Source organism: Streptomyces sp. NPDC031445, from assembly GCF_055581365.1.
On the sequence record NZ_JBVIJO010000002.1, the window covers coordinates 338,916 to 350,949 of the forward strand.

General features: G+C 72.0%; 11 protein-coding genes. 7 read left to right on the plus strand and 4 right to left on the minus strand.

Going from position 1 to position 12,034, the window contains the following annotated elements:
* Positions 1-88 precede the first annotated feature (88 nt).
* The gene (locus tag ACZ5DC_RS07825; protein ID WP_468650472.1) at positions 89-1,540 is read left to right on the plus strand and encodes an MFS transporter; all 1,452 of its coding nucleotides are present in this window, start codon (positions 89-91) and stop codon (positions 1,538-1,540) included.
* Positions 1,541-1,630: 90 nt separating this feature from the next.
* Here the strand turns inward: ACZ5DC_RS07825 and ACZ5DC_RS07830 are convergent, their stop codons facing one another.
* A complete protein-coding gene (locus tag ACZ5DC_RS07830) occupies positions 1,631-2,500 on the minus strand; it encodes a helix-turn-helix transcriptional regulator (protein WP_468650474.1) in 870 nt (289 codons plus the stop codon).
* Between the two features lie 190 nt (positions 2,501-2,690).
* Between ACZ5DC_RS07830 and ACZ5DC_RS07835 the strand changes: the two genes are divergently transcribed.
* Positions 2,691-4,118 (plus strand): MFS transporter, encoded by a 1,428-nt coding sequence (locus tag ACZ5DC_RS07835; RefSeq protein WP_468650476.1) that lies wholly within the window; start codon positions 2,691-2,693, stop codon positions 4,116-4,118.
* A 279-nt stretch (positions 4,119-4,397) separates the two neighbouring features.
* On the opposite strand, the gene ACZ5DC_RS07840 is transcribed toward ACZ5DC_RS07835, so the two are convergent.
* Positions 4,398-5,003: a TetR/AcrR family transcriptional regulator gene (locus ACZ5DC_RS07840; protein WP_468650478.1), complete on the minus strand. Its 606-nt coding sequence runs from the start codon at positions 5,001-5,003 to the stop codon at positions 4,398-4,400.
* Between the two features lie 25 nt (positions 5,004-5,028).
* On the minus strand, positions 5,029-6,039 hold the full coding sequence (locus ACZ5DC_RS07845; protein WP_468650480.1) for an aldo/keto reductase: 1,011 nt from the start codon (positions 6,037-6,039) through the stop codon (positions 5,029-5,031).
* A 183-nt stretch (positions 6,040-6,222) separates the two neighbouring features.
* On the opposite strand from ACZ5DC_RS07845, the gene ACZ5DC_RS07850 reads away from it, so the two are divergent.
* On the plus strand, positions 6,223-7,266 hold the full coding sequence (locus tag ACZ5DC_RS07850) for a chitinase (protein ID WP_468650482.1): 1,044 nt from the start codon (positions 6,223-6,225) through the stop codon (positions 7,264-7,266).
* A gap of 67 nt (positions 7,267-7,333) precedes the next feature.
* On the opposite strand, the gene ACZ5DC_RS07855 is transcribed toward ACZ5DC_RS07850, so the two are convergent.
* Positions 7,334-8,716 (minus strand): glycine--tRNA ligase, encoded by a 1,383-nt coding sequence (locus ACZ5DC_RS07855; RefSeq protein WP_468650484.1) that lies wholly within the window; start codon positions 8,714-8,716, stop codon positions 7,334-7,336.
* 160 nt (positions 8,717-8,876) lie between these two features.
* Between ACZ5DC_RS07855 and ACZ5DC_RS07860 the strand changes: the two genes are divergently transcribed.
* Genes ACZ5DC_RS07860 through ACZ5DC_RS07875 form a run of 4 tightly spaced genes read left to right on the plus strand, consistent with a single transcriptional unit; the run spans position 8,877 to position 12,017 of the window.
* Complete coding sequence (locus tag ACZ5DC_RS07860; protein WP_468650486.1) at positions 8,877-9,854, plus strand: metal ABC transporter substrate-binding protein; 978 nt, start codon at positions 8,877-8,879, stop codon at positions 9,852-9,854.
* Between the two features lie 11 nt (positions 9,855-9,865).
* Positions 9,866-10,636 (plus strand): metal ABC transporter ATP-binding protein, encoded by a 771-nt coding sequence (locus ACZ5DC_RS07865; protein WP_468650488.1) that lies wholly within the window; start codon positions 9,866-9,868, stop codon positions 10,634-10,636.
* Complete coding sequence (locus tag ACZ5DC_RS07870) at positions 10,636-11,538, plus strand: metal ABC transporter permease (protein WP_468650490.1); 903 nt, start codon at positions 10,636-10,638, stop codon at positions 11,536-11,538. The genes ACZ5DC_RS07865 and ACZ5DC_RS07870 overlap by 1 nt, the downstream gene beginning before the upstream one ends.
* Before the next feature lie 59 nt (positions 11,539-11,597).
* A complete protein-coding gene (locus ACZ5DC_RS07875) occupies positions 11,598-12,017 on the plus strand; it encodes a Fur family transcriptional regulator (RefSeq protein WP_366749516.1) in 420 nt (139 codons plus the stop codon).
* Positions 12,018-12,034: the final 17 nt, after the last annotated feature.

The following is a 12,034-nucleotide window of genomic DNA, read 5'->3' on the forward strand; positions in this document are numbered from 1 at the left end:
CGTCCGCGGGCACCACCGGCCGACACCCAGAGACCATGCATGACTCATTAGTTAGACGCACTATCGAGTTGGGCGTACGATGGGGCCCATGCCAGAGCTGAGCCCTCGCCGACGCCTGCTCGTGCTCCTGATCTGCTGCATGAGCCTGCTGATCGTGAGCCTCGACAACACCGCGCTGAACGTGGCCCTCCCCTCCATGCAGCGCGACCTGCACGCCACCACCTCCGGCCTGCAGTGGACGATCGACGCCTACACACTGGTCCTGGCCTCGCTGCTGATGCTGGCCGGCTCCACGGCCGACCGGATCGGCCGCAAACGCGTCTTCATGGCGGGCCTGGTGGTGTTCACCGCCGGCTCCGCGCTGTGCTCCGTCGCCCCGAACCTGGAACTGCTGATCGTGTTCCGCATGGTCCAGGCGGTGGGCGGCTCGATGCTCAACCCGGTCGCCATGTCGATCATCACCAACACCTTCACCGACGCCCGCGAACGCGCCCGCGCGATCGGGGTGTGGGGCGCGGTGGTCGGCATCTCCATGGCGGCGGGTCCGCTGGTCGGCGGGCTGCTGGTGCAGTCGGTGAGCTGGCGCTCGATCTTCTGGGTCAACCTCCCGGTCGGCCTCGCGGCCCTGCTGCTCACCCTCCGCTTCGTCCCGGAGTCGCGCGCGCCCAAGGCCCGCCGTCCCGACCCGGTCGGACAGCTGCTGGTGATCGCCCTGTTCGGCTCGCTGACGTACGCGATCATCGAGGCGCCGGAGTCGGGCGCCGGCCCGGTGGCGCCGTTCGCCGTGGTCGCCGTGGCCGCGCTGCTGGCTCTCCTGTGGTACGAGCCCCGCCGCGACGAACCCCTCATCGACCTGCGTTTCTTCCGCTCGGCTCCGTTCAGCGGCGCCACCGTGATCGCGATCAGCGCGTTCGCGGCCCTCGGCGGCTTCCTGTTCCTGTCCACCCTGTACCTGCAGAACGTGCGCGGCCTCGACGCCCTGCACGCGGGCCTGTGGATGCTCCCGATGGCCCTGCCGACGTTCCTGTGCGCCCCGCTGTCCGGCCGCCTGGTGGGCAGCCGCGGCCCACGCCTGCCGCTGCTGGTGGCGGGTACGGCGATGACCGCGAGCGCTGTCCTGTTCGCCGCGTTCGAGGCGGAGACCTCCGACACCACCCTCCTGCTCGGCTACGTCCTCTTCGGCATCGGCTTCGGCTTCGTGAACGCGCCGATCACCAACACGGCCGTCTCCGGCATGCCGCGCACCCAGGCCGGGGTCGCCGCCGCCGTCGCCTCCACCAGCCGCCAGCTGGGCCAGACGCTCGGCGTCGCGGTCATCGGCGCCGTCCTGGCCTCCGGCATCGGCTCGTCCCCGTACCGGCAGGTGTTCGTCTCGGCGGCCCGCCCCGGCTGGTGGATCCTCACCGCCTGCGGCCTGGCCGTCCTGGCCCTCGGCTTCCTGACCAGCGGCCACTGGGCCCGCCGCACCGCCGACCGCACGGCGGAGAGCCTGCGGTCACCGGAGGTGCGCCAGGTCGTGGAAACCGCGAAGCGGGCGTAGCGGCGAGGCCCGGCAGGCCGCCGGCCGGCGCGGCCCGCACCGCCACCCGGGGGGTGCGGCCGGGCACCGGGGCGGACGGCCGGCCGGGGGTCAGCGGGCGCAGGCGATCTCGTACAGCTTCTCCAGGCGCTTCCTGGTTTCCTCGTTCCTCGGTGTGTACGTGACCATCCGGGCGCCCACCTCGGGGGCGAGCCACAGGTCCGTGTGCTCCAGGCTGAGGAGGCCCACCTGGGGGTTGAGGAACTCCTTGGACTTGGAGCGGGTGTCGACCACCTCGTAGCGCCGCCAGTTCTCGCGGAAGGCGGGTGACTCGTCCAGCCGCTTCAGGAGCACCTTCCAGGCGGGCTCGCCGAGATGGCCGGCCAGCGCGGCGCGCAGCCGGGCGGCCATCAGGCGCTGGGTCTTCTCCAGGTGGACGACCGCCGCCTGCCACTCCTTGTTCGTGTGGACGAGGAGCATGCAGTTGCGGTCCTCGGGCGGGATCGCGTCCAGGTCGCCCAGGAGGCGGGCGTAGGTGCGGTTGTAGGCGAGGATGTCGTACCGGCTGTTCTGGATGCAGGCCGGGATCGGCTCCAGCCCGGTCAGCATCTCGCGCAGCGCGGGGGTGACGCTCGGGCAGTTCGCGGCCGGGGTCGGGTCCGTCGCGCCGGCCAGCTGGAAGAGGTGGGCGCGTTCGCTGGCGTCCAGGCGCAGGGCGCGCGCGAGGGCGTCGAGGACCTGGACGGAGACCTGGATGTCACGGGCCTGTTCGAGCCAGGTGTACCAGGTGACGCCGACCGCGGAGAGGTGGGCGACCTCCTCGCGGCGCAGCCCGGGAGTGCGCCGGCGGGCCCCGCGCGGCAGGCCCACCTGCTCCGGCGTGATGCGCTCCCGTCTGCTGCGCAGGAACGCGGCCAGCTCGTGCCGGCGGATCTCCGCTCCCCGGGCGGGCGCCCGGGTTTCCTGGACCGAGGTCGTCATGCGTCCAGGGTGCCGGTCCGGCCAGCCTGTTTCCAGGTGCTCCGAGTACCAGGACAAGGGCCGCCGAGCACCAGCATGACCCGGAGCCGGGCCCGGAGACCGGCCCGGCCCGCGGGTGGTTCCGGGTAGTCCGGCTACCAGGATGAGGAGACTCTGGTACCAGCCTGGGCGGTCTTCCAGGCTCGGGAGCATGAGTGAAACCGTCACCGCCCCCGCCGTCCGGCCGACGGCGGCGCCGCCCGCGCTCACCGGGCCCGGGCTGTTCACCGTCCTGCTGGCCGCGGCGCTGCCGCTGGTCGACTTCTTCATCGTCAACGTCGCGCTGCCGACCATCGGCGCCGATCTCGCCGCGGGCGAGGCCGTGCTGGAGCTGGTCGTCGCCGGGTACGGGGTCGCGTACGCCGTGCTGCTCGTGCTCGGCGGGCGGCTCGGGGACCTGTTCGGCAGGCGCCGGCTGTTCCTCGCCGGGATGGCCGCCTTCGGGCTCACCTCACTGGCCTGCGGGCTGGCGCCCGGCGCCTGGAGCCTGGTCGCGGCCCGGGTCGCGCAGGGCGCCTCGGCCGCCGCGATGCTGCCGCAGGTGCTCGCCACCATCCAGTCCGCCACGAGCGGCACGCGCCGGGCCAAGGCGATGAGCCTCTACGGCGCCACGGCCGGGCTGTCCATGGTCGCCGGGCAGATCCTCGGCGGGGTGCTGGTCGCCGCCGACATCGCCGGGACCGGGTGGCGGGCCATCTTCCTCGTCAATGTGCCGGTGGTCGTGCTGGGGCTCGTCCTCGCCGCCCGGTTCGTGCCGGAGACCCGGTCGCAGCACCCCGAGCCCGTGGACGGGCCGGGCACCGTGCTGCTCGCGGTCTCCCTGCTGACGCTGCTCGCGCCGCTCACCGAGGGGCGGGCGGCCGGCTGGCCGCTGTGGACGTGGCTGTCGCTGGCCGCGTTCCCGTTCGCGGCGGGCGCGTTCTGGGTGGTGGAGCGGCGGGCGGACCGGTCGGGGCGGACGCCGCTGGTGCCGCCGAGCCTGTTCCGGGTGCCGTCGATGCGGCGCGGTCTGGAGCTGATGGTGCCGTTCTCCATCGGCTTCAGCGGGTTCATGTTCATGATCGCGCTGGCGTTGCAGCAGGGTGCCGGGCTCGGTCCGGTGCCGGCCGGGCTGGCGCTGGCGCCGATGGCCGTGGCGTTCCTGCTCGTCTCGCTCGCCGGGCCCCGGCTGATCGCCCGCTTCGGCACGCGGGTGGTCACGGCCGGGTCCGTGCTCCAGGGGGCGGGCGTGCTGCTGATCGTGCTGGCCGCGTGGCGGGACTGGCCGCGGCTGGACATCGTCTCCCTGCTGCCGGGCGCGGCGGTGGCCGGCGCGGGTCAGGCGCTGCAACTGCCCAACATCATGCGGCTGGTGATGTCGGAGGTGCCGCCCGCGCGGGCCGGGGTCGGCAGCGGGGTGATGGTGACCACGCAGCAGTCGGCGCTGGCGCTGGGCGTGGCGACACTGGGCACGCTGTTCCTGACCCTGGTGCCGCACGTCGGCATGCGGGACGCGCTGGTCAGCACGCTGCTGGTGCAGCTGGCCGGGATCGTGCTGACGGGGCTCCTGAGCCTGCGGCTCCCGCGCACGGTGGGCTGAGCGGGAGCCGGCCCGGCCGGTTCGCTCCTGCCCGTCGGCCATACCCAGCCCCCGGGAAGACACCCGCCGGCGACACCGGGCACACTGCCGTCCGGACAGCGGAGCCCGCGGCTCCCCCGCACGGTGGGCTGAGCGGGAGCCGGCCCGGCCGGTTCGCTCCTGCCCGTCGGCCATACCCAGCCCCCGGGAAGACGCCCGCCGGCGACGCCGGGCACACCGCCGTCCGGACAGCGGAGCCCGCGGCTCCCACGGGCGGTGGGCTGAGCGGTTCGCCCCGGCTCAGCCCTGCCCGTCGGCCGTGCGCAACCCCCGTACCAGCAAATCCACGACCGCCTCGAACTCCTCGTCGATACCGGGGGCCGTCCACTCCCGGGCGTAACCGGGGTCGTGGAACCGGCCGGTGGCGTGGAAGACGGCGCGAGCCGCGGTGGCCGGGTCGGACGCGCGGAAGACGCCCGCTTCGGCACCCGCGGCGACGATCCGGGTCAGCTGGCCGGTGAGGTCGGCTATGTGCTCCCGGACCACGCCGCCGAGTTCCCCGGCCAGCACGGTGTAGGTGGCGAACAGCTCGGGATCGTCGCCCGCCTTGTGCCGCTTGGCGGCGAACAGGGCGGCGAGCCAGTCCCGCAGCCGCTGCTCCGGTGACCGGTCGTCGGCACCGGCGATCCCGGCGAGCCGCTGCGAGGTCCGGTCCAGCCAGCGCTTGGTGACCGCTTCGCGCAGCGCCGCCTTGGTGCGGAAGTGCCGGTAGACGCTGCCGTGGCTGACGCCGAGCGCGCGGGCCACGTCGACCACGGTGGCCTTGGCGGGCCCGTGGCGGCGCAGCACCTCCTCGGTGGCTTCGAGGATGCGCTCGGCGGTCAGGGTCTCGCTGGTCGGTGGCATGCCTAGACCGTACCCGGCGTCCCGGTCACCGCTCGCTGTCGAGCTGGGCCATCTGTTCCGAGGCGTACCGCTCGCCGGCCGCCGCGTCCGCCGGTACGGCGCGTTCGATGGCGGCGAGGTCGTCCGCGTCCAGCGTCACGTCCAGCGCGCCCAGCGCTTCGCCGAGCCGCTCGCGGGTGCGGGCGCCGACCAGCGGCACGACGTCCTCGCCGCGCGACAGCACCCAGGCGATGGCGATCTGCGCGACCGTGACGCCCTTCTGCTCAGCGATCTTGCGCAGGGACTCGACGAGGGTCAGGTTGTGCTGGAGGTTGTCGCCCTGGAAGCGGGGCGAGTGGGCGCGGAAGTCGTTCGCGGCGAACTGCCGGCCGGCCGTGACGTGACCGGAGAGCAGCCCCCGCGAGAGCACGCCGTACGCGGTGACGGCGATGCCCAGTTCGCGCAGGACGGGCAGGATCTCCCGCTCGGGGCCTCGGGAGATGAGCGCGTACTCGATCTGGAGGTCGGCGATCGGGGCGGTGGCGGCGGCCCGGCGGATGGTATCCGCGCCGACCTCGCTGAGGCCGATGTGCCGGACCCAGCCCTTCTCGACCAGTTCGGCGATCGCGCCGACGGTCTCCTCGATCGGCACGCCCGGGTCGAGCCGGGCCGGGCGGTAGACGTCGATGTGGTCGACACCGAGGCGCTGGAGGGAGTACGCGGCGAAGTTCTTCACGGCGGCCGGGCGGCCGTCGGAGCCGGACCAGCCGCCGTCCGGGTCGCGCAGGGCGCCGAACTTCACGCTCAGCAGCGCGTTGTCGCGCAGGCCGGCCGGGGCGGAGCGCAGCGCCTCGGCGATCAGCAGCTCGTTGTGGCCCATGCCGTAGAAGTCGCCGGTGTCGAGCAGGGTCACTCCGGCGTCCAGGGCGGCGTGGAGGGTGGCGATCGACTCGGCGCGGTCCGCCTCGCCGTACATGCCGGACATGCCCATGCAGCCGAGGCCGAGGGCGGAGACCTGGGGGCCGGTGGTGCCGAGGGTTCGGGTTCGCATCGTCATGACCCCACTGTCGCATGACAGGTGACAGATTTCAATATCTGTCACTCCAATCCTGTCAGCGGCTCTCGTGCCACCCCCGGCACCACCCGCGATCGATTGGTCCAGACCTATTGACGAGAGGTCTGGACCAGCCGCACTGTCATGACTACGACACCTCACCGCACCCCCACCGGGAGGCCCCGCATGATCAGACGACTGCTCGCCACCGCGCTCACCGCGGCGTTCCTCGTCCCGCTCGGCATCGCCACCGCGCCCGCCGCCTCCGCCGCCGACACCTGCGCGGTGAAGCCGAAGCCGGCGGGCAAGGTGCTCCAGGGGTACTGGGAGAACTGGGACGGCGCCGCCAACGGGGTCCACCCGCCCTTCGGCTGGACCCCGATCACCGACTCCCGCATCGCCGCGCACGGCTACAACGTGATCAACGCGGCCTTCCCGGTGATCCGTTCCGACGGCACGGCCCTGTGGGAGGACGGCATGGACGCCGGCGTGAAGGTGGCCACCCCGGCGGAGATGTGCGCGGCCAAGGCGTCCGGCCAGACGATCCTGCTGTCCATCGGCGGCGCGGCGGCCGGGATCGACCTCAGCTCCTCCGCCGTGGCCGACCGCTTCGTGGCGACGATCGTGCCCATCCTGAAGAAGTACAACTTCGACGGCATCGACATCGACATCGAGACGGGCCTGGTCGGCAGCGGGAACATCGGCCAGCTGTCCACCTCCCAGGCCAACCTGATCCGCATCATCGACGGGATCCTCGCGCAGATGCCGTCCGGCTTCGGCCTGACGATGGCCCCGGAGACGGCGTACGTCACCGGCGGCAGCGTCACCTACGGCTCCATCTGGGGCGCGTACCTGCCCATCGTCAAGAAGTACGCGGACAACGGCCGCCTGTGGTGGCTGAACATGCAGTACTACAACGGCAGCATGTACGGCTGCTCCGGCGACTCCTACGCGGCCGGCACCGTGCAGGGCTTCACCGCCCAGACCGACTGCCTGAACAAGGGCCTGGTGGTGCAGGGCACCACGGTCAGGGTGCCGTACGACAAGCAGGTGCCCGGCCTGCCCGCCCAGTCCGGCGCGGGCGGCGGCTACATGTCCCCGTCGCTGGTCTCCCAGGCGTGGCGGCACTACGGCACGTCGCTCAAGGGCCTGATGACGTGGTCGGTCAACTGGGACGGCGCGAAGAACTGGACCTTCGGCGACAACGTCAAGGCGCTCCAGGGCCGCTGAGCCGGGGGCGGACGCACGGATGCCGGGCGGCCCGCGTCGGCGGGCCGCCCGGCATCCGGTGGTGTGACTAGGCGCCGACGAGACGCTGGGCCAGGTAGCCCTCGATCTGGTCGAGCGACACGCGCTCCTGCTTCATGGAGTCACGCTCGCGGACGGTGACCGCGTTGTCCTCGAGGGTGTCGAAGTCGACGGTCACGCAGTACGGCGTACCGATCTCGTCCTGGCGGCGGTAGCGGCGGCCGATGGCACCGGCGTCGTCGAACTCGATGTTCCAGTTCTGCCGCAGCGCCTGGGCGAGGCCCTTGGCCTTCGGGGACAGCTCGGGGTTGCGCGACAGGGGCAGCACGGCGACCTTCACCGGGGCCAGGCGGTGGTCCAGGCGCAGCACCGTGCGCTTCTCCATCTTGCCCTTGGCGTTGGGCGCCTCGTCCTCGACGTAGGCGTCGAGCAGGAAGGCCAGCATGGTGCGGCCGACACCCGCCGCCGGCTCGATGACGTACGGCGTCCAGCGCTCGCCGGCCTCCTGGTCGAAGTAGGAGAGGTCCTGGCCGGAGGCCTTGGAGTGCGCCGAGAGGTCGTAGTCGGTGCGGTTGGCGACACCCTCCAGCTCGCCCCACTCCGAGCCGCCGAACTGGAAGCGGTACTCGATGTCGGCGGTGCGCTTGGAGTAGTGGGAGAGCTTCTCCTTCGGGTGCTCGTACCAGCGCATGTTCTCCTCACGCAGGCCCAGGCCGGTGTACCAGTTCCAGCGCTGCTCCATCCAGTACTCCTGCCACTGCTCGTCCTCGCCCGGCTTGACGAAGAACTCCATCTCCATCTGCTCGAACTCGCGGGTGCGGAAGATGAAGTTGCCCGGCGTGATCTCGTTGCGGAAGGACTTGCCCATCTGGGCGATGCCGAACGGCGGCTTGCGGCGCGAGGTGGTCTGCACCTGGCCGAAGTTGGTGAAGATGCCCTGGGCGGTCTCGGGGCGCAGGTACGCGACCGAGCCGGAGTCCTGGGTCGGGCCGAGGTGCGTGGAGAGCAGACCCGAGAACTGCTTGGGCTCGGTGAACTGGCCCTTGTTGCCGCAGTTCGGGCAGTTGACGTCCGCGAGGCCGTTCGCCGGGGCGTGGCCCTTCTTCTCCTCGTACGCCTCCTCCAGGTGGTCGGCGCGGAACCGCTTGTGACACGCGGTGCACTCGGTCAGCGGGTCCGTGAAGGTGGCGACGTGGCCGGAGGCCACCCAGACCTCGGGGGCCAGGATGACGGACGAGTCGATACCGACGACGTCCTCGCGCGACGTCACCATGTAGCGCCACCACTGGCGCTTGATGTTCTCCTTCAGCTCGACACCGAGCGGTCCGTAGTCCCAGGCGGCACGCTGTCCGCCGTAGATCTCACTGCAGGGGAAAACGAAGCCACGGCGCTTGCTCAGGCTGACGATGGTGTCGATCTTGTCGGCGGCCACGGTGCTCTCTTCATTACGACGACGGGCGTTGAAGCGAGATGCTTCCAGCGAATGATTCAGGTTACCGGCGCATGCTCCCCCACGACCAAATCGGCCCCTGCCCAGACCGCCTGACGAGCGTTGTTGACAACGGTTTCCATCTTTGTTGAAAATGACTGTCATGAACGTACGACGTCACACCCGGTCCCGCGCGCAGCGCCTCATACCCGCCGCCGCGGTCGCCGCGGTCACCGCACTCGGGATCGGCTCGCTGTCCGCCTGCTCCGGCGACAAGGCGGTCGCGTCCAACACGGGCAAGTTCGACGTCGTCGCGTCCTTCTACCCGATGGCCTTCCTCGCCGAGCGGATCGGCGGCGGCCACGTCCACGTCACCACCCTCACCTCGCCCGGCCAGGAGCCCCACGACCTGGAGATCAGCCCCCGGCAGATCGCCTCGCTGGAGGAGTCCGACGCGGTGCTGTACCTGAAGAACCTCCAGCCGTCCGTCGACGACGCGGTGGCCCAGTCCCCGGTCGCGACGAAGATCGACGCGGCCTCCCTGACCACGCTGGAGGAGCACGGCAGCGAGGTCGGCGGCCACGCGGCCGGGCACGACCACGAGGGCGGGGAATCCACCGGCAAGGACCCGCACATCTGGCTCGACCCGGTGCGCTACGCCCAGGTCGCCGAAGGCGTCGGCAAGGCCTTCGAGAAGGGCGACCCGAAGCACGCCGCCGACTACAGGAAGAACACCGCGGCCCTGGTGAAACAGCTGAACGGCCTGAACACGGAGTTCGAGGACGGCCTCGGCCACACCAGGAGCAAGGTCTTCATCACCACGCACGCCGCCTTCGGCTACCTCGCCGAGCGCTACGGCCTCACCGAGGAGGCCGTCACCGGCCTCGACCCCGAGTCCGAGCCGAGCGCCGCCCGCGTCCGGGACCTGGAGAGGATGGCCAGGGCCGACGGCGTGTCCACGGTCTTCTACGAGACGCTCGTCAGCGACAAGACCGCCAAGACCATCGCGAAGGACGCGGGCCTGAAGACCGACGTCCTCGACCCGATCGAGGGCATCACCGGCAAGTCCCGCGGCAAGGACTACTTCGCCGTCCAGCGGGCCAACCTCAAGGCGCTCCAGCAGTCGCTGGGCGCCAAGTGACAGGAGACGAGATGACCAGCGAGCCTGTCATAGCCCTGCGCGGCGTGACCGCCGAACTCGGCGCGCGCCCCGTACTGCGCGGCATCGACCTCACCGTCGGCCGCGGCGAGGTCGTCGCGCTGCTCGGCGCGAACGGTTCCGGCAAGTCCACGGCGATCCGCACGATCATCGGCCAGGTGCCGGTGAGCGGCGGCACGGTCGAGCTGTTCGGCACCCCGCGCCGGTCCTTCCGGGACTGGGCGCGCGTGGGCTACGTACCGCAGCGGACGACGGCCGCGGGCGGGGTGCCGGCGACGGTCACCGAGATCGTCTCCTCGGGCCGCCTGTCCCGCACCCGCTTCGGCGTCTTCCGCAGGAGCGACCGGGAGGCCGTGCGCCGCGCCCTGGAGCTGGTCGGCATGGCGGACCGCGCCAAGGACTCCGCGGGCGCCCTCTCCGGCGGCCAGCACCAGCGAGTGCTGATCGCCCGCGCGCTGGTCGCCGAGCCCGAGCTGCTGATCATGGACGAGCCGATGGCGGGCGTCGACCTGGCCAGCCAGGAGATCCTGGCGCGCACCCTGGAGCAGCAGGTCGAGGCCGGTACGACGGTCCTGCTCGTGCTGCACGAACTGGGCCCGCTGGAGCCCCTGATCGACCGGGCGGTCGTCCTGCGCGACGGCTGCGTGCTGCACGACGGCCCGCCCCCGCGCGCGGTCGGCCAGCACGCCCTGCCCGGCCACGACCACGTACACCCGCACGCGCCCGCGGGCGCCGAACCGATCCGCACGGGACTGCTGAGCTGATGGACTTCCTGAACTACGCCTTCATGCAGCGGGCGCTGCTGGCCGCCGTGCTGGTCGGCATCACCGCGCCCGCGATCGGCATCTACCTGGTCCAGCGCCGCCAGGCCCTGATGGGCGACGGCATCGGGCACGTGGCCATGACGGGCGTCGGCCTCGGCTTCCTGCTGTCCACGTCGCCCGTGTGGATGGCGACGGCCGTCTCCGTCCTGGGCGCGGTCCTGATGGAACTGATCCGCTGGTACGGCAGGACCCGCGGCGACATCGCCCTGGCCATGCTGTTCTACGGCGGTATGGCCGGCGGCGTCATGCTGATCAACCTGGCGCCGGGCGGCTCCACCGCCAACCTGACGTCGTACCTGTTCGGCTCCCTGTCGACGGTGTCCGAGTCCGACGTGACCGCGATCTGCGTGCTCGCCGCGTTCGTCCTGCTGGTCACGCTGGGCGTGCGCCGCCAGCTGTTCGCGGTCAGCCAGGACGAGGAGTTCGCGCGGGTCACGGGCCTGCCGGTGCGCGCGCTGAACCTGCTGACGGCGGTCACCGCGGCCGTCACCGTGACGGTCGCCATGCGGGTCGTCGGCCTGCTGCTGGTGTCCGCCCTGATGGTCGTCCCCGTGGCGGCGGCGCAGCAGCTCGCCCGCAGCTTCACCGTCACCTTCGTCACCGCGGTGGCGATCGGGGTGGTGGTGGCCGTCGGCGGCACGGTCACGTCGTACTACCAGGACGTCCCGCCCGGCGCCACGATCGTCCTGCTCACCATCGCCGCGTTCCTCGCGCTGACCGCGCTGGCCGGTCCGCTGGCCCGGCGACGCGCCCGCGCGGCCGCCGCGGCCCGGCCCGCCGGGGACCCCGCGGAGTGCGCGATTCCGGCCGCGCGGGGGGCCGGAGACGAAGTCGGCGTCTGACCGCCGACGGCCCGGACTGGCACAATGGCCCGGGCAGCAGCAGACGTGAGGAGGCAACGGTGACGACCGCTGGACCGCCCGTGAAGGGCCGCGCGACCCGCCAGCGTGCAGCCGTGGCGGCGGCCCTGGACGAGGTCGACGAGTTCCGCAGCGCGCAGGAACTGCACGACATGCTCAAGCACAAGGGCGACTCCGTCGGCCTGACCACGGTCTACCGCACCCTCCAGTCCCTCGCCGAGGCCGGCGAGGTCGACGTCCTGCGCACGTCCGACGGCGAGTCCGTCTACCGCCGCTGCTCCAGCGGCGAACACCACCACCACCTGGTCTGCCGCGCCTGCGGCAAGGCGGTGGAGGTGGAGGGCCCGGCGGTGGAGAAGTGGGCCGAGGCGATCGCCGCCGAGCACGGTTACGTCAACGTGGCCCATACGGTGGAGATCTTCGGCACGTGTGCCGACTGCGCCGGCTGCGCCCAGGGCTGACCGCCCGGGCGCCCGCC

What these genes read in the sequence shown, in the direction of transcription:
- ACZ5DC_RS07825 (WP_468650472.1), top strand. Translation starts at nt 89, where the DNA reads ATGCCAGAGCTGAGCCCTCGCCGACGCCTGCTCGTGCTCCTGATCTGC.
- ACZ5DC_RS07830 (WP_468650474.1), bottom strand. Translation starts at nt 2,500, where the DNA reads ATGACGACCTCGGTCCAGGAAACCCGGGCGCCCGCCCGGGGAGCGGAG.
- ACZ5DC_RS07835 (WP_468650476.1), top strand. Translation starts at nt 2,691, where the DNA reads ATGAGTGAAACCGTCACCGCCCCCGCCGTCCGGCCGACGGCGGCGCCG.
- ACZ5DC_RS07840 (WP_468650478.1), bottom strand. Translation starts at nt 5,003, where the DNA reads ATGCCACCGACCAGCGAGACCCTGACCGCCGAGCGCATCCTCGAAGCC.
- ACZ5DC_RS07845 (WP_468650480.1), bottom strand. Translation starts at nt 6,039, where the DNA reads ATGACGATGCGAACCCGAACCCTCGGCACCACCGGCCCCCAGGTCTCC.
- ACZ5DC_RS07850 (WP_468650482.1), top strand. Translation starts at nt 6,223, where the DNA reads ATGATCAGACGACTGCTCGCCACCGCGCTCACCGCGGCGTTCCTCGTC.
- ACZ5DC_RS07860 (WP_468650486.1), top strand. Translation starts at nt 8,877, where the DNA reads ATGAACGTACGACGTCACACCCGGTCCCGCGCGCAGCGCCTCATACCC.
- ACZ5DC_RS07865 (WP_468650488.1), top strand. Translation starts at nt 9,866, where the DNA reads ATGACCAGCGAGCCTGTCATAGCCCTGCGCGGCGTGACCGCCGAACTC.
- ACZ5DC_RS07870 (WP_468650490.1), top strand. Translation starts at nt 10,636, where the DNA reads ATGGACTTCCTGAACTACGCCTTCATGCAGCGGGCGCTGCTGGCCGCC.